Source organism: Streptomyces griseobrunneus (assembly GCF_046713465.1).
GTDB lineage: Bacteria > Actinomycetota > Actinomycetes > Streptomycetales > Streptomycetaceae > Streptomyces > Streptomyces microflavus.
The window spans coordinates 6,968,655-6,986,054 of sequence record NZ_CP177080.1; the positions used below are offsets into that span (position 1 = coordinate 6,968,655).

A 17,400-nucleotide genomic window follows, 5' to 3' on the forward strand; every position below is an offset into this window, starting at 1 on the left:
CCTCCGGTGAGGTCACCGGTTCGGACCGGGCTCAGCGGACCGCCACCACCGCCGAACCGTGCCCGAACAGCCCCTGGTTGGCCGTGATCCCCACCCGGGCGCCCGGCACCTGCCGGTCTCCGGCCTGCCCGCGCAACTGCCAGGTCAGCTCACAGACCTGAGCGATCGCCTGCGCGGGCACCGCCTCGCCGAACGAGGCGAGACCCCCGCTCGCGTTGACCGGGACCCGGCCGCCCAGCGCGGTCACCCCTTCCCGCACCAGCTTCGCGCCCTCACCCGGACCGCACAGCCCGATGTCCTCGTACCACTCCAACTCCAGTGCGGTGGACAGGTCGTAGACCTCCGCAAGCGACAGATCCTCCGGCCCGATCCCCGCCTCCTCGTACGCGGCCCGGGCGATCGAGGACCGGAAGCTCTCCGCCGACGGCTCCACGGCCACCGCCGAGTCGGTGCCGATGTCCGGCAGATCGAGGACGGTCCTCGGGAACGTCGGCGTCACGGTGGAGACGGCCCGGATCCGCACCGGATCGGCCACCCCGCGCAGTCGCGCGAACTCCATGCTGCACAGCACCAGCGCGGCGGCCCCGTCGGAGGTGGCGCAGATGTCCAGCAGCCGCAGCGGATCGGCGACCATCGCGGAGGCGGCGACCTCCTCGGCCGTCACCGGCGTCCGGTAGCGGGCATACCCGTTCATCGCCCCCGCCGCCGCGTTCTTCACCTTGACCAGGGCGAAGTCCTCCGGGGTATCCCCGTACAGTGCCATCCGGCGGCGCGCGTACAGCCCGAAGTACGCAGGGTTCGTCGCCCCGAGCACCCGGAACCGCAGCCAGTCCGGGTCGTCCGGCCGGTCCCCGCCCGCCGGGGCGAAGAACCCCTTGGGCGCCGCATCCGCCCCCACCACCAGGACCACGTCCGCCATGCCCGCCAGAATCTGGGCCCGCGCCGTGTTGACGGCCAGCGCCCCGGACGCGCACGCGGCGTACACGGAGGTCACCCGCGCCCCCTGCCACCCCAGCGCCCGCGCGAACGTCGCCCCGGCCACGTACCCCGGATAGCCGCCCCGGACCGTCTGCGCGCCGACCACCGAGCCCACCTCGGGCCACCCGATGTCCGCGTCGTCGAGCGCGGCGCGCGCGGCGACCCGCCCGTACGAGACGAAGCTGCGCCCCCACTTGCCCCACGGGTGCATCCCGGCCCCGAGAACGGCCACATCGCCGGTCACGACAGAGCCCCCTTCGCCGTCTCCTCCACCGCGACGGGCCGCCAGTGCCAGGTCGTACGCACGGTGTCCGCCGCCGGATCCCCGTCCAGGACGCCCGGCACCACCTCCACCACCGAGCCGACGGGCAGATCACCCACGCCCACCCCGGGCGCGGCCTGCCCCAGGACCACCATGCGCTCGGCCGCCAGCTCCACGGCGACGAGGGTGTACGGCACCCAGGGCACCGCGGGGTCGCTGACGTACGGGGGAGGGGGCCGGTAGCGCCCGTCGGTACAGGACCACACGGTGCCCCGCTTCGACAGCGCCACCTCCGCCAGCTCCCCTCCGGGGCAGCCCGGATTGCGGCAGTGGTCGTCCTCGCGGGGGAAGTGGACCGACCGGCAGCCCGAGCAGAGGGTGCCCAGCAGCCGGAACTCCTCCTCCGTGGTGTCCTCGGTGAACCAACCGGCCACCACGGGTATGCGCGTACGCGGCAAAGCCCCTCCCCGGCACTGGATCTGACAGAACGTCAGAAGTGTGCCACGGGTGGCCGCCCCCGGCGAGAGGGGCGGCCCGGCGTCCTCAGCCGCGCTCGTCCCCGCCGTGCTCGGCCAGCCACTTCGCCGCGGTCTCCGCCAGTTCGGCGTCCCGGCCGGCCAGCATCATCCCGATCATCTGCGCGTCCCCACGCAGCGACCACGCCGGATGCCCGAACGTCGCCGGGTTGTTCTTCTCGATCAGGAAGTGCGCGGGCCAGGCCGTGCCGTACCCGATCAGCGGCAGGGCCGCGAGGTAGCGCTTCCGGCCCCGCGCCAGCCCGTAGGCGGCGATCGTGAGACCGGTGAGGGTGCCGGTCAGATGGACCCAGCGGGTGGCGGCACGGGAGTGCATCGCGACGTAGTACGGCCAGAATTCCTCGAACGAATCGAACGTCTGCTGTGACATACGGGCACCGTATCGGCCCGGCCGGCAACCGAACACGCCGCTTTCGCGTCCGAATTGAAGAACGGGCGGCCGGAGCCCACGGGGGTGGTCCCGGGCGCCCGTTCTCTCCGCCCCGTTTTCCGCGCTCCGCGCCCCGCTGCTCAGCGCCCGGCGACCGAACTGCGATCCACCGGGAAGTCGAAATAGGTGTCGGGGAACAGCTCGGGCTTGTGGGTGAAGTGCCACCACTCCTCGGGCAGGTTCACGAACCCCACGTCCGTCAACGTCCGTTTCAGGAACTGCCGGTTGGCGCGCTGCACCCCCTGTATCCGGGGATCGTCCGTATGCGACAGCGTGTCGAAGCAGTCGTAACCGGTGCCCATGTCCACCGAGTTGTCGGGGAACCGCTCACCCTTCGGCGCGAAGCAGGGCCTCAGCCGCTCACCGGGACGGTACGGCCTGGTCGGCAGGGCAGGCAGCTGGACGAGCGTCAGGTCCACCGTGCTTCCCCTGCTGTGCCCGGACTTCTCCGCGATGTAACCGTCGTCGAAGAGCCGGGACTTGTCGACCAGCGGATAGAACTCCCCCTTCATGGCCTGATCGTCGAGATCCTTCGCCCAGCGCACGAAGTGGTCCACCGCCCGCTGCGGCCGATAGCAGTCGTACACCTTCAGCGAATACCCCTGACGCAACAGGCGCTTCTGCGCCAGGTGTAGTGCGCGGGCGGCGGGCCGGGTCAGTATGCAGACCGGCTGCAGGTATCCGTCGACGCGCTCGCCCAGGAAGGTGTGCGCCGTGGTGTAGCGCATCTCCTGGATGATCGTCGGATCCACCGACCGCAACGCCACGAACCCTTCAGGCGCCTTCGGTTCGGGATGCCCCTGCGCCGGCGCGGCTCCGGGACGGGCCTGCGCCGGAGCGGGGGAGGCGGCCGTGGCGACGAGCAGGGTGGCGGCAGCGGTGGCCAGAGCGCGGAGAGCGGTACGCATTCCTGTCATGGGCACATCGTCCACCAGCTTCGCGGCCCCCGCGGAAGGACGATCGGATAAAGTCCGCCCGTGTCCGAGCCCACCAGCAGCCCCGCCCCGACGACCGGTCGGCAGCCGTCCCCGTACGTCAGGGACTCCCACTGCTCCACCTGCGGAGCCCCGTACACCGCCCCGGCCGCCCCTGACACCTGGCCCCGCACCTGCGCACGCTGCGGAACCACCGCCTACCGCAACCCGCTCCCGGTGGCCGTGGCCCTCCTCCCCGTGACCGGACCGAGCTCGGCCGGACTCGTCGTCATCACGCGCACCATCCAGCCGCAGAAGGGCGGCACGGCCCTGCCCGGCGGCTTCATCGACCATGCCGAGGACTGGCGCCACGCGGTCGTCCGCGAACTGCGCGAGGAGACCGGCATCGAAGCCGCCGAACAGGACGTCCGCCTCGCCGAAGCCCTCAGCGCCACCGGCGGCCACCTCCTGCTCTTCGGGCTCCTCCCACAACGGCCCCTGTCGAGCCTGCCGCCCTCCGTCCCCACCGACGAGACGTCGGGGTACGAGATCCTGTACGCCCCCCGCCCGCTGGCGTTCCCGCTGCACACGGAGGCCGTGAACGCCTGGTTCGCGGGCCGCTACGGCTGACCCCCCGGGCGTACGGGGCTCAGCCCGAGGAGCCCCGCCACCCCGGTGTACGGGGCTCAGCCCGAAGAGCCCCGCCACCCCGGCGTACGGCGCTTCCGCCCGAAGGGCCCCGCTACCCCGCCACCCCCCGCACCCGCACCGGAAGCCCGACCGCCGCCGCCCCCTCCTCACCTTCCCGCTCCACCACGACCCGCTCGCCCTCCCACCGCGCCACATACCGCTCGATCTCCGCCGCGGCCCACCCGTCACCCGGGTCCCGCACCACCAGCCCGCCCCCGGTACGCCCCGGCGCAGGAGCCCACACCTCAAGCTCCAGCTCACCGTCCGCGTCCCGCACCGGAATGACCGCCCCCGCCCGGGCCAGCACCGGGATCCGGGACAGCGGCGCGTCGACCACCACCGGCCCCGGCCCCTCGTACGCCCGCCCGGTCGCCGTGTCGTACCAGCGCCCCCGGGGCAGCCGCACCACCCTCCGCTCCGCCCCGCTCTCCATAACCGGCGCGACCAGCAGCGCGTCGCCCAGCAGGAACGCGTCCTCGCACCCCCGCAACGCCCGGTCGCCCGGCTCCGCCCACCACAGCGGCCGCACGTAGGGCGCCCCCGACAGCCGCGCCACCTGCGACAGCGTCACGAAGTACGGGTGCAGCCGCTCCCGCTCCACCAGCGCCGCCCGCGCGTGCTCCAGCACCTCGGGCCCGAACTCCCACGGCTCCCGCCGCCCCGCGTCGATCGCCGAATGGGTCCGGAACAACGGCAGGTACGCGCCCAGCTGGAACCACCGCAGATACAGCTCCGGCGACGGGAACCCGTCGAAACCGCCCACATCCGGACCCGAGTACGGCACCCCGCACAGTCCGAGACCCAGCACCAGCGAGAGCGAGGCCCGCAGCCCCGGCCACCCGGTCGACACATCACCGGACCAGGTCCCCCCGTGCCTCTGCATCCCCGCCCACCCCGACCGCGAGAACAGGAACGGCCGCTCCTCGGGACGCAGCCGGAGCAGCCCCTCGTACCCCGCACGCGCCATCGCCAGCCCGTACACGTTGTGCGCCTCGCGATGGTCGCCGCCCGCCCCCTCCAGGACATGCCGGGCCGAACGCGGCAGTGACGGATCCCCGAACGCGGCGAACGACACCGGCTCGTTCATGTCGTGCCAGACCCCCGAGAAGCCCTGCGCAAGCCGCTCCTCGTACAGAGATCCCCACCATTCCCGCACAACCGGATCAGTGAAATCCGGATAGACGCAGGCCCCGGGCCACACCTCGCCCACCACCACCCGCCCCCGCGCGTCCCGGACGTACGCCCCGCGCTCCCCGAGCGCCACGCCCGCGTCGAACACCGCGTCGCCCGGCGCCGCCTTCACCGCCGGATCCACGATCGACACCAGCCGCACGCCTCCCTCGCGCAACTCCTCCGCCAGCGCGGGCAGCGCGGGGAACCGCCCCCGGTCGACCGTGAACACCCGGTGCGCGTCGTAGTGGTCGATGTCCAGATGCAGCACCGACAGCGGAAGCCCCCGCTCCCGGTACCCGGCCACGACCCGCCGCACCTCCCGCTCACTGCCGAACCCCCACCGGGCGTGCTGCGGACCCAGCGCCCACGACGGCGGCACCGCCGGCGCACCCGTCAGCGCCGTCCACCCCCGCAGCACGCGGGCCGGCGTCCCCGCCACCACCCAGCAGCGCAGCGGACCGCCCTCCATCCGCACCTCACAGGTCCCCGGCCGGTCGTGCCCGGAGCCCGCACCCTCCTCGCCCTCCCGCACCAGCACCCGGCCCGCCCAGGTGTTGTCGTGGAACGCCAGATGTGTCCCCGCGTCCGACACCACCACCTGCACCGGCATCGTCAGATACAGCGGATCGTCCCCCGGACCGAACCGCCCGCCCGGGTCCGTGTTCCACAGCCCGTACGACCCGTCCCGCAGCCGTGGCCCCGACGCCCGCCCGCCCAGCCCGAAGAACCGCGCGTCCGCCGGCACCTCCGACCGCTGCACCCACCGCACCGCACCCCCGCCCACCGGCTCCCACCAGCGCGGCGGCAGCTCCCGCCGCAACAGCACCCCGCCCGGCGTCCGCAGCTCCACCCCACCGGTACGCGACACCACCACCGTCAGCCGCTCGGAGACCACCTGCCAGCCACCGTCCTTGTCCGGCTCCAGCACCGCCCGCGGATCCGGCCCCGGCACCTCACCCGCCAGCGCGTACGACGGCAGCGGATCGGCCCCGTCCCACGCCCAGAACACCGCACCCCCCACCGCCACCCGGATCCGCAGCTCCGAACGGGCGAACCGCACCACACCCCCGCCAGGACCCGGCTCCGCCCCCACCAGAGCACCGGGCACCCGGGCCCGCTCCGCACCGCGCGCGGGCAGCGCACGCGCATCCGCCGACCGGCGCCGCCACGCCGCACGCACCGTGCGCAGCCCCTGTACCGAACCGACCAACCTCACCCGACGCACCAGGTCACGACCGTCCATGGCGCACACCCTGCCACCCGCCCGGACCGCAGAACCCCCCGTTCAACTCCCGTTCACCCACCCCGGCCGACCGACAGGGCCCCGCCTCACGCCGGCCCACCCTGGTGCCGAAGACGATCACATGGCATCGTCCGTGTCAGCCGCTCACGCGCACACCCCAGCCCGTGCGCGCCGACACGCCACCCGCGTACCCGTCCAGCCAGGGAGCCGCCCGATGACCGCAGCCACGCCCGACGCCCCCCTCTGGCAGCCCGGCCCCGACCGCATCGCCGCCGCCGCCGTCACCCGCTTCCAGAGCTGGGCCGCGAGCCGCTTCGGAGCCCCGGCCGACGGCGGGTACGCGGCCCTGCACCGCTGGTCCGTCGACGAGCTCGACACCTTCTGGCAGGCCGTCGCCGAGTGGTTCGACATCCGCTTCTCCACCCCGTACGAGAGCGTCATCGGCGACCGCACCATGCCCGGCGCCACCTGGTTCCCCGGCGCCACCCTCAACTACGCCGAACACGCCCTGCGCACCGCCGAGGACCCGGCCCGCGCCGACGGCCCCGCCCTCCTGTACGTCGACGAGACCCACACCCAGGTCCCCGTCAGCTGGTCCGACCTCCGCCGCCAGGTCGGCGCACTCGCCGCCGAACTCCGCGCCCTCGGCGTCACCCCCGGCGACCGCGTCAGCGGCTACCTCCCGAACATCCCGCAGGCCGTCGTCGCCTTCCTCGCCACCGCGGCCGTCGGCGGCGTCTGGACCTCCTGCGCCCCCGACTTCGGCGCCCGCAGCGTCCTCGACCGGTTCCAGCAGATCGAACCCGTCGTCCTGTTCACCGTCGACGGCTACCGCTACGGCGGCAAGGAGCACGACCGTACGGAGACCGTCGCCGAACTCCGCCGCGAACTGCCCACCCTGCGCGCCGTCGTCCACATCCCGCTGCTGGGCACCGACGCCCCCGAAGGCGCCCTCGCCTGGGCCGCCCTCACCTCCGCCGACACCGAGCCGGTCTTCGAACAGGTCCCCTTCGACCACCCGCTCTGGGTCCTCTACTCCTCCGGCACCACCGGCCTGCCCAAGGCCATCGTCCAGTCCCAGGGCGGCATCCTGCTCGAACACTTCAAGCAGATCGGCCTCCACTGCGACCTCGGACCCGAGGACCGCTTCTTCTGGTACACCTCCACCGGCTGGATGATGTGGAACTTCCTCGTCTCCGGCCTCCTCACCGGCACCACCGTCGTCCTGTACGACGGCAGCCCCGGCTACCCGGACATCAGCGCCCAGTGGCGGATCGCCGAACAGACCGGCGCCACCCTCTACGGCACCTCAGCCGCGTACGTCATGGCCTGCCGCAAGGCGGACATCCACCCCGGCCGCGACTTCGACCTCTCCCGCGTCCAGTGCGTCGCCACCACCGGCTCCCCGCTCCCGCCCGACGGCTTCCGCTGGCTCCACGACGAGGTCGCCGAGGACCTCTGGATCGCCTCGGTCAGCGGCGGCACCGACGTCTGCAGCTGCTTCGCCGGGGCCGTCCCCACTCTCCCGGTCCACATCGGCGAGCTCCAGGCGCCCTGCCTCGGCACCGACCTCCAGTCCTGGGACCCGTCCGGCAAGCCCCTCACGGGCGAGGTCGGCGAACTCGTCGTCACCAACCCCCTCCCGTCCATGCCGATCCGCTTCTGGAACGACCCCGACGGCAGCCGTTACCACGACAGCTACTTCGACATGTACCCCGGCGTCTGGCGCCACGGCGACTGGATCACCATCACCGACCGCGGCTCGGTGATCATCCACGGCCGCTCCGACTCCACCCTCAACCGCCAGGGCGTCCGGATGGGCTCCGTCGACATCTACGAGGCCGTCGAACGGCTCCCCGAGATCCGCGAGTCCCTCGTCATCGGGATCGAAGAGCCCGACGGCGGATACTGGATGCCGCTCTTCGTCCACCTCGCCGACGGCGCGACCCTCGACGACGACCTGCGAGCGGCGATCAAGGCGACCATCCGCGAGAACCTCTCCCCGCGTCACGTACCGGACGAGGTCATCGAGGTCCCCGCCATCCCGCACACCCTCACCGGCAAGCGCATCGAGGTCCCGGTCAAGCGCCTGCTCCAGGGCACCGAACTAGCCAAGGCGGTCAACCCGGGCTCGGTCGACAACCTCGACCTCCTCCACTTCTACGCCGAACTGGCCGCGAACCGCCGACGCTAGGCCGCTTGTCAGTCCCCCTGGTTACGCTGAGTGAGCAAGGATTCACCGCGCACAGGGGGACACATGGCGCAGACGGAAAACACCAAGCGCACCACCAAGCACAGCTCGAAGCAGAACAAGAGGCACGGCACCACCGCACACGGCACAACCCTGCGACGCACACTGCGCCGCGAAGCCCCCAGCACCGTCGGCCTCCTGGTCGACGAGCAGGACTTCGCGGCCATGCGGCGCTACCGCACCTTCCCCTTCGACGACCACACCGCCTATCTGCACCAGGTGGAGGGCCTGCTCAAGGCCCTGGCCGCCCAGGGCATGCACACCACGATCGCTCTCTTCGACCCCGAGGACTACGCAGAGTTCTGCGCGGAGTCCGGACTCGACGCGGACACCGGTGCCAACCGCAGCCGCTTCACCGCCGAGATCGCCGCCGCGGGAGCCACCGTCGCCTACACCGGCCAACGCCTGACCGACGTCATCCCGGTCCTGGTCTCCCGCGCCGTCCGCCAGGCCACCTGGGAGTACGCCACGCTCCTCCTCGCCGACCTCGGAGCCTGCGTGGATTGCGGCCAGGACATCGGACGCGCGGCCTTCGACCGGGCATCCCACCTCCTCATGCGCCTGCTGGAAACGGCCGGACCAGGCACCCACCACCTGGTCTGCTCCACCCCGACGGAGAACGACCAGCTCCTGGCGGTGCTCCACACCCACCGCGACACCACGGGCCCGGCCCGCCTGGACACCTCGGAAGGAGCGGAGTTCGCCACCGTGCTCGCGGTGGCGATCGCCCTGGAGTCACCCGGGGGAGTGGTGCTCCGCACCAGCGCCCCCGACAGCCCGGACCGCGTCCACGGCTGGCGACTGGCCCACGGCACCCTTGTCCCGCTCACCGCGGGCGAGGTCTTCAACGCCTACTGCACCGACGCCGAGACCGGAGAGCCCGTCTCCCCGGAATCCGGCGTGGAGTACTGCGCGGGATTCGACATCGGGGCCGACGAAGCGGAGAGGCACCACTGACACGGGCACACAGCAGGAGGGGCTTCCCGCCACAAGGCGGGAAGCCCCTCCGACAAACAACTCACCCTGGCTACTCGCCCGACAAAACAGCCTGAGCGGCGTTGCGCGCCTCTTCGGCGGAGTCGGCCGAACGGGCGGCGTTAGCGGCACGCTCGCACTGGGCCAGCGTGTACTTGGCCAGCGTGGCGCGCACGTAGGGAATGGACGCGGCACCCATGGAGAGCGAGGTGACACCCAGCCCCGTGAGCACACAGGCCAGCAGCGGATCCGCGGCGGCTTCACCGCACACACCACAGCTCTTGCCCTCGGCACGAGCCGCCTCGGCGGACAGCGCCACGAGATCCAGCAGCGCCGGCTGCCACGGGTCCTGGAGCCGCGACACCGCGCCCACCTGACGGTCGGCGGCGAAGGTGTACTGCGCCAGGTCGTTGGTGCCCAGCGATAGGAACTCGACCTCCTGGAGGATCGACCGCGCCCGCAGAGCGGCGGACGGAATCTCCACCATCGCACCGAACTTCGCCTGCAGCCCGGCCTCACGGCACGCGTCCGCGAACGCCTTGGCGTCGATGCGGTCGGCCACCATGGGCGCCATGACCTCCAGGTACACCGGCAGACCCTCGGCGGCCTTCGCCAGCGCGGTCAGCTGGGTACGCAGCACGTCGGGGTGGTCCAGCAGGCTGCGCAGCCCCCGGACACCGAGCGCCGGGTTCGGCTCGTCGGCCGGCGTCAGGAAGTCCAGCGGCTTGTCGGCCCCGGCATCCAGTACGCGTACGACGACACGCCCCTCCGGGAACGCCTCCAGCACCGCACGGTAGGCCGCGACCTGCTTCTCCTCGGAAGGAGCCTGCTTGCTGTCGTCCAGGAAGAGGAACTCGGTGCGGAACAGCCCGACACCCTCGGCCCCCGCCTCGACCGCCGCGGGCACATCGCCCGGACCGCCGACATTGGCGAGCAGCGGCACCTTGTGCCCGTCCGAAGTCGCACCCGGACCGGTCGAGGAGGACAGCGCCGCCTTACGAGCGGCAGCGGCAGCCTCCATCTCGGCACGCTTCTCGGCGCTCGGGTCGACGAAGATCTCACCCGTGCTGCCGTCCACCGCGACGACCGTGCCCTCGGCCAGCTCACCGGCGCCCGGCAGAGCCACCACGGCGGGGACGCCGAGCGCCCGCGCCAGGATCGCGCTGTGGCTGGTCGGCCCGCCCTCCTCGGTGACGAAGCCGAGCACCAGGGTCGGGTCGAGCAGCGCGGTGTCGGCCGGCGCGAGGTCGCGCGCGATCAGTACATACGGCTCGTCGCTGTCCGGAACCCCGGGCATCGGGACACCGAGCAGCCGCGCCACGATCCGGTTCCGTACGTCGTCGAGGTCGGCGACCCGCCCCGCCAGGTACTCCCCGGCATTGGCGAGCAGCGCCCGGTACGCGGCGAACGCGTCGTACACAGCGCGCTCGGCGGTGCTGCCCACGGCGACGCGCCGGTCGACATCGGACATCAGCTCGGGGTCCTGGGCCATCATGGCCTGCGCCTCGAGCACGTGCTGTGCCTCGCCGCCGGCCAGGTTGCCGCGCGCGATCAGGTCGGCCGCGACCGCCTCAACCGCCTGCCGGGCGCGCCCCTGTTCGCGACCGGCCTCCTCGGCGGGAATCGATTTGGCGGGCGGCTCCAGCACCGCCGTCCCCATGTGCCGAACCTCGCCGATGGCCACACCGTGGCTCACGCCGACGCCTCGCAGCGTTGTCTCCATTTCACCCGTCTCCGGTTGTGCGGCGACCGAGTCACCGCGGTGGTTGTGCAACTGGCTTGTCACTGCGCCCGAGGCGTTACTGCCAGCCGAACAGCGTGTCGCCGATCTTCACGTCCCCGTCCTCACGGACATCGGAGAGCGACTCGGCGGTGGCCTCCAGGGCCACGATCGGGCAGATGGGTGACTTACCGGCCGCCTCGACGCCGGCCGGGTCCCAGCGCACGATGCTCTGGCCCCGGGTCACCGTGTCCCCCTTGTTGACGAGAAGCTCGAAGCCCTCGCCGTTGAGCTGGACGGTGTCGATGCCCAGGTGCGTCAGTACCCCGTGCCCGTGCTCGTCGACGACGACGAACGCGTGGGGGTGGAGGGATACGACGATGCCGTCGACCGGGGACACGGCCTCGGAGGGCTCACGCACGGGGTCGATGGCGGTGCCGGGACCGACCATCGCGCCGGAGAAGACCGGGTCGGGAACCGCGGTGAGTCCGATGGCGCGTCCAGCAAGAGGGGACGTCACGTTGGTCATGGGGAGCCTCCCAGGGGGTGGAGATTCAGGTGTCGCCGCCGCGGCTGATGAGGGACGGCGTACTGCTCAGCAGAGTAAGTCATATGAAGTCCCGGTTCCGCCCGAGACCGCCCGGTTGACAGGTCTAGGGGTGCACCGCAAGCGATTTGCCTCGATCCCCGGCTGCCTGTACTGTCGTACTCCTGCCTGACCCCAACGCGACTTTGAGTCGGGGGTCGGCGGCGACCTTTAAGCCCAGATCCTAACCCTGAACCTTCTTTCGGCATGCCCGCAGGACGTGGTCAGGGAGACGGAAAAGGCCTGATAGAGTCGGACTCGCCGAAAGGGAAAACGCGAAAGCGAATTACCTGGAAGTGAAAATCAGCAAAACCGCTTGACCCGCTTCGACCGGGAATCGGACACGAAAGAGTCTGATAGAGTCGGAAACGCAAGAACGAAGGGAAGCGCCCGGAGGGCCCCGGTGAAACGGGACCGAAGGAAGCGTCCGTTCCTTGAGAACTCAACAGCGTGCCAAAAGTCAACGCCAGATATGTTGATACCCCGGCCTGCTTCGGCAGGTTGGTGGTTCCTTTGAAAAGTCCTGCACGGATCACTTCGGTGACACCGGGCAGGCAATTACACAGCGAGGACGCTGAGAGCAACGGGTCTTATTCCGACCGGTTGTTCCGCTCTCGTGATGTGTGCACCCGATTACGGGTAAACATTCACGGAGAGTTTGATCCTGGCTCAGGACGAACGCTGGCGGCGTGCTTAACACATGCAAGTCGAACGATGAAGCCTTTCGGGGTGGATTAGTGGCGAACGGGTGAGTAACACGTGGGCAATCTGCCCTTCACTCTGGGACAAGCCCTGGAAACGGGGTCTAATACCGGATAACACTCTGTCCTGCATGGGACGGGGTTAAAAGCTCCGGCGGTGAAGGATGAGCCCGCGGCCTATCAGCTTGTTGGTGGGGTAATGGCCTACCAAGGCGACGACGGGTAGCCGGCCTGAGAGGGCGACCGGCCACACTGGGACTGAGACACGGCCCAGACTCCTACGGGAGGCAGCAGTGGGGAATATTGCACAATGGGCGAAAGCCTGATGCAGCGACGCCGCGTGAGGGATGACGGCCTTCGGGTTGTAAACCTCTTTCAGCAGGGAAGAAGCGAAAGTGACGGTACCTGCAGAAGAAGCGCCGGCTAACTACGTGCCAGCAGCCGCGGTAATACGTAGGGCGCAAGCGTTGTCCGGAATTATTGGGCGTAAAGAGCTCGTAGGCGGCTTGTCACGTCGGATGTGAAAGCCCGGGGCTTAACCCCGGGTCTGCATTCGATACGGGCTAGCTAGAGTGTGGTAGGGGAGATCGGAATTCCTGGTGTAGCGGTGAAATGCGCAGATATCAGGAGGAACACCGGTGGCGAAGGCGGATCTCTGGGCCATTACTGACGCTGAGGAGCGAAAGCGTGGGGAGCGAACAGGATTAGATACCCTGGTAGTCCACGCCGTAAACGTTGGGAACTAGGTGTTGGCGACATTCCACGTCGTCGGTGCCGCAGCTAACGCATTAAGTTCCCCGCCTGGGGAGTACGGCCGCAAGGCTAAAACTCAAAGGAATTGACGGGGGCCCGCACAAGCAGCGGAGCATGTGGCTTAATTCGACGCAACGCGAAGAACCTTACCAAGGCTTGACATATACCGGAAAGCATCAGAGATGGTGCCCCCCTTGTGGTCGGTATACAGGTGGTGCATGGCTGTCGTCAGCTCGTGTCGTGAGATGTTGGGTTAAGTCCCGCAACGAGCGCAACCCTTGTTCTGTGTTGCCAGCATGCCCTTCGGGGTGATGGGGACTCACAGGAGACTGCCGGGGTCAACTCGGAGGAAGGTGGGGACGACGTCAAGTCATCATGCCCCTTATGTCTTGGGCTGCACACGTGCTACAATGGCCGGTACAATGAGCTGCGATGCCGCGAGGCGGAGCGAATCTCAAAAAGCCGGTCTCAGTTCGGATTGGGGTCTGCAACTCGACCCCATGAAGTCGGAGTTGCTAGTAATCGCAGATCAGCATTGCTGCGGTGAATACGTTCCCGGGCCTTGTACACACCGCCCGTCACGTCACGAAAGTCGGTAACACCCGAAGCCGGTGGCCCAACCCCTTGTGGGAGGGAGCTGTCGAAGGTGGGACTGGCGATTGGGACGAAGTCGTAACAAGGTAGCCGTACCGGAAGGTGCGGCTGGATCACCTCCTTTCTAAGGAGCACTTCTTACCAGGCTTCGGTTTGGTCAGAGGCCAGTACACCGGCGAATGTTCGGTGCTGGTTGCTCATGGGTGGAACGTTGACTATTCGGCACGGTTCGTTGGTTTCTGTGAGTACTGCTTCGGCGTGGAAAACAGAAACGGATGGGCTGTGCCGGGCACGTTGTTGGGTATCTGAGGGTACGGGCTCGTTTGAGTCTGTCCTTCGGTTGCCGGCCCCAGTGAACTCGTCCTAGGACGGGGTGATGGGTGGCTGGTCGTTGTTTGAGAACTGCACAGTGGACGCGAGCATCTGTGGCCAAGTTTTTAAGGGCGCACGGTGGATGCCTTGGCACCAGGAACCGATGAAGGACGTGGGAGGCCACGATAGTCCCCGGGGAGCTGTCAACCAAGCTTTGATCCGGGGGTTTCCGAATGGGGAAACCCGGCAGTCGTCATGGGCTGTCACCCGCTGCTGAACACATAGGCAGTGTGGAGGGAACGAGGGGAAGTGAAACATCTCAGTACCCTCAGGAAGAGAAAACAACCGTGATTCCGGGAGTAGTGGCGAGCGAAACTGGATGAGGCCAAACCGTATGTGTGTGATACCCGGCAGGGGTTGCGCATGCGGGGTTGTGGGATCTCTTTTTCATAGTCTGCCGACTGTGAGACGAGTCAGAAACCGTTGATGTAGGCGAAGGACATGCGAAAGGTCCGGCGTAGAGGGTAAGACCCCCGTAGCTGAAACATCAACGGCTCGTTTAAGAGACACCCAAGTAGCACGGGGCCCGAGAAATCCCGTGTGAATCTGGCGGGACCACCCGCTAAGCCTAAATATTCCCTGGTGACCGATAGCGGATAGTACCGTGAGGGAATGGTGAAAAGTACCGCGGGAGCGGAGTGAAATAGTACCTGAAACCGTGTGCCTACAAGCCGTGGGAGCGTCGCTGTATGTGCTTGCACATGCAGTCGTGACTGCGTGCCTTTTGAAGAATGAGCCTGCGAGTTAGCGGTGTGTAGCGAGGTTAACCCGTGTGGGGAAGCCGTAGCGAAAGCGAGTCCGAATAGGGCGATTGAGTTGCACGCTCTAGACCCGAAGCGGAGTGATCTAGCCATGGGCAGGTTGAAGCGGAGGTAAGACTTCGTGGAGGACCGAACCCACCAGGGTTGAAAACCTGGGGGATGACCTGTGGTTAGGGGTGAAAGGCCAATCAAACTCCGTGATAGCTGGTTCTCCCCGAAATGCATTTAGGTGCAGCGTCGTGTGTTTCTTGCCGGAGGTAGAGCACTGGATAGGCGATGGGCCCTACCGGGTTACTGACCTTAGCCAAACTCCGAATGCCGGTAAGTGAGAGCACGGCAGTGAGACTGTGGGGGATAAGCTCCATGGTCGAGAGGGAAACAGCCCAGAGCATCGACTAAGGCCCCTAAGCGTACGCTAAGTGGGAAAGGATGTGGAGTCGCAGAGACAACCAGGAGGTTGGCTTAGAAGCAGCCACCCTTGAAAGAGTGCGTAATAGCTCACTGGTCAAGTGATTCCGCGCCGACAATGTAGCGGGGCTCAAGCGTACCGCCGAAGTCGTGTCATTCATACACATAGGGCCAACGCCCGTATGGATGGGTAGGGGAGCGTCGTGTGCCGGGTGAAGCAGCCGCGGAAGCGAGTTGTGGACGGTTCACGAGTGAGAATGCAGGCATGAGTAGCGATACACACGTGAGAAACGTGTGCGCCGATTGACTAAGGGTTCCTGGGTCAAGCTGATCTGCCCAGGGTAAGTCGGGACCTAAGGCGAGGCCGACAGGCGTAGTCGATGGACAACCGGTTGATATTCCGGTACCCGCTTTGAAACGCCCAGTACTGAATCAGGCGATGCTAAGTCCGTGAAGCCGGCCCGATCTCTTCGGAGTTGAGGGTAGTGGTGGAGCCGATGAACCAGACTTGTAGTAGGTAAGCGATGGGGTGACGCAGGAAGGTAGTCCAGCCCGGGCGGTGGTTGTCCCGGGGTAAGGGTGTAGCCCGTGTGGTAGGTAAATCCGTCACACGTTAAGGGTGAGACCTGATGCCGAGCCGATTGTGGTGAAGTGGATGATCCTATGCTGTCGAGAAAAGCCTCTAGCGAGTTTCATGGCGGCCCGTACCCTAAACCGACTCAGGTGGTCAGGTAGAGAATACCGAGGCGTTCGGGTGAACTATGGTTAAGGAACTCGGCAAAATGCCCCCGTAACTTCGGGAGAAGGGGGGCCATCACTGGTGATTGGATTTACTCCATGAGCTGGGGGTGGCCGCAGAGACCAGCGAGAAGCGACTGTTTACTAAAAACACAGGTCCGTGCGAAGCCGTAAGGCGATGTATACGGACTGACGCCTGCCCGGTGCTGGAACGTTAAGGGGACCGGTTAGTGCACTTTCGGGTGTGCGAAGCTGAGAACTTAAGCGCCAGTAAACGGCGGTGGTAACTATAACCATCCTAAGGTAGCGAAATTCCTTGTCGGGTAAGTTCCGACCTGCACGAATGGCGTAACGACTTCTCGACTGTCTCAACCATAGGCCCGGTGAAATTGCACTACGAGTAAAGATGCTCGTTTCGCGCAGCAGGACGGAAAGACCCCGGGACCTTTACTATAGTTTGATATTGGTGTTCGGTTCGGCTTGTGTAGGATAGGTGGGAGACTTTGAAGCGGCCACGCCAGTGGTTGTGGAGTCGTCGTTGAAATACCACTCTGGTCGTGCTGGATGTCTAACCTGGGTCCGTGATCCGGATCAGGGACAGTGTCTGATGGGTAGTTTAACTGGGGCGGTTGCCTCCTAAAGAGTAACGGAGGCGCCCAAAGGTTCCCTCAGCCTGGTTGGCAATCAGGTGTTGAGTGTAAGTGCACAAGGGAGCTTGACTGTGAGACCGACGGGTCGAGCAGGGACGAAAGTCGGGACTAGTGATCCGGCAGTGGCTTGTGGAAGCGCTGTCGCTCAACGGATAAAAGGTACCCCGGGGATAACAGGCTGATCTTCCCCAAGAGTCCATATCGACGGGATGGTTTGGCACCTCGATGTCGGCTCGTCGCATCCTGGGGCTGGAGTCGGTCCCAAGGGTTGGGCTGTTCGCCCATTAAAGCGGTACGCGAGCTGGGTTTAGAACGTCGTGAGACAGTTCGGTCCCTATCCGCTGCGCGCGCAGGAATATTGAGAAGGGCTGTCCCTAGTACGAGAGGACCGGGACGGACGAACCTCTGGTGTGCCAGTTGTCCTGCCAAGGGCATGGCTGGTTGGCTACGTTCGGAAAGGATAACCGCTGAAAGCATCTAAGCGGGAAGCCTGCTTCGAGATGAGTATTCCCACCCCCTTTGAGGGGTTAAGGCTCCCAGTAGACGACTGGGTTGATAGGCCAGATGTGGAAGCCCGGTAACGGGTGGAGCTGACTGGTACTAATAGGCCGAGGGCTTGTCCTCAGTTGCTCGCGTCCACTGTGTTGGTTCTGAAATAACGAACT

The 17,400-nt window shown here is 67.4% G+C and carries 10 protein-coding genes and 2 rRNA genes; 5 read left to right on the plus strand and 7 right to left on the minus strand.

The genetic code is table 11. From position 1 onward, the window contains the following. Window positions 1–31 precede the first annotated feature (31 nt). The 4 genes from ACK8N7_RS31760 to ACK8N7_RS31775 all read right to left on the minus strand — a co-directional run bounded on the left by ACK8N7_RS31760 (window position 32) and on the right by ACK8N7_RS31775 (window position 3,114). Window positions 32–1,222, minus strand: coding sequence for a lipid-transfer protein (locus tag ACK8N7_RS31760; RefSeq protein WP_403217758.1), 1,191 nt, complete (start codon window positions 1,220–1,222; stop codon window positions 32–34). Then, window positions 1,219–1,674 (minus strand): Zn-ribbon domain-containing OB-fold protein, encoded by a 456-nt coding sequence (locus ACK8N7_RS31765; RefSeq protein WP_403217812.1) that lies wholly within the window; start codon window positions 1,672–1,674, stop codon window positions 1,219–1,221. The genes ACK8N7_RS31760 and ACK8N7_RS31765 overlap by 4 nt, the downstream gene beginning before the upstream one ends. Window positions 1,675–1,783: 109 nt before the next feature. Continuing rightward, window positions 1,784–2,146 carry an Mpo1-like protein gene (locus ACK8N7_RS31770; RefSeq protein ID WP_403217757.1) on the minus strand — a complete coding sequence of 121 codons (363 nt, stop codon included), beginning with the start codon at window positions 2,144–2,146 and terminating at the stop codon, window positions 1,784–1,786. A 140-nt stretch (window positions 2,147–2,286) separates the two neighbouring features. Beyond that, the gene (locus ACK8N7_RS31775) at window positions 2,287–3,114 is read right to left on the minus strand and encodes a M15 family metallopeptidase (RefSeq protein ID WP_500445885.1); all 828 of its coding nucleotides are present in this window, start codon (window positions 3,112–3,114) and stop codon (window positions 2,287–2,289) included. Window positions 3,115–3,183: 69 nt separating this feature from the next. Here ACK8N7_RS31775 and ACK8N7_RS31780 point away from each other — a divergent pair, with 69 nt between their 5' ends. Continuing rightward, window positions 3,184–3,750, plus strand: a complete 567-nt coding sequence (locus ACK8N7_RS31780) for an NUDIX domain-containing protein (RefSeq protein WP_403217756.1) — start codon at window positions 3,184–3,186, stop codon at window positions 3,748–3,750. 112 nt (window positions 3,751–3,862) lie between these two features. On the opposite strand, the gene ACK8N7_RS31785 is transcribed toward ACK8N7_RS31780, so the two are convergent. Next, window positions 3,863–6,226 carry a glycoside hydrolase family 31 protein gene (locus ACK8N7_RS31785; RefSeq protein WP_500444670.1) on the minus strand — a complete coding sequence of 788 codons (2,364 nt, stop codon included), beginning with the start codon at window positions 6,224–6,226 and terminating at the stop codon, window positions 3,863–3,865. A 214-nt stretch (window positions 6,227–6,440) separates the two neighbouring features. On the opposite strand from ACK8N7_RS31785, the gene ACK8N7_RS31790 reads away from it, so the two are divergent. Both ACK8N7_RS31790 and ACK8N7_RS31795 read left to right on the plus strand, forming a co-directional pair. After that, window positions 6,441–8,420 (plus strand): acetoacetate--CoA ligase, encoded by a 1,980-nt coding sequence (locus ACK8N7_RS31790; protein ID WP_500444671.1) that lies wholly within the window; start codon window positions 6,441–6,443, stop codon window positions 8,418–8,420. Window positions 8,421–8,483: 63 nt separating this feature from the next. Next, window positions 8,484–9,434, plus strand: coding sequence for a DUF8829 domain-containing protein (locus tag ACK8N7_RS31795; RefSeq protein WP_403217753.1), 951 nt, complete (start codon window positions 8,484–8,486; stop codon window positions 9,432–9,434). 70 nt (window positions 9,435–9,504) lie between these two features. Here ACK8N7_RS31795 and ptsP read toward each other — a convergent pair whose 3' ends face one another. Both ptsP and ACK8N7_RS31805 read right to left on the minus strand, forming a co-directional pair. Then, window positions 9,505–11,175 carry a phosphoenolpyruvate--protein phosphotransferase gene (ptsP, locus tag ACK8N7_RS31800; protein WP_031127713.1) on the minus strand — a complete coding sequence of 557 codons (1,671 nt, stop codon included), beginning with the start codon at window positions 11,173–11,175 and terminating at the stop codon, window positions 9,505–9,507. A 76-nt stretch (window positions 11,176–11,251) separates the two neighbouring features. Further along, entirely contained in the window at window positions 11,252–11,701 is a 450-nt protein-coding gene (locus ACK8N7_RS31805) for a PTS sugar transporter subunit IIA (RefSeq protein ID WP_015607275.1), read from the minus strand. Between the two features lie 703 nt (window positions 11,702–12,404). On the opposite strand from ACK8N7_RS31805, the gene ACK8N7_RS31810 reads away from it, so the two are divergent. Together ACK8N7_RS31810 and ACK8N7_RS31815 are read left to right on the plus strand one after the other, a co-directional pair. Further along, window positions 12,405–13,930: ribosomal RNA gene (locus ACK8N7_RS31810) — 16S ribosomal RNA — on the plus strand. Window positions 13,931–14,233: 303 nt separating this feature from the next. Continuing rightward, window positions 14,234–17,359 (plus strand): 23S ribosomal RNA (locus tag ACK8N7_RS31815). Together the 16S and 23S rRNA genes form the textbook arrangement of a ribosomal RNA operon. The last annotated feature ends 41 nt before the right edge of the window (window positions 17,360–17,400 follow it).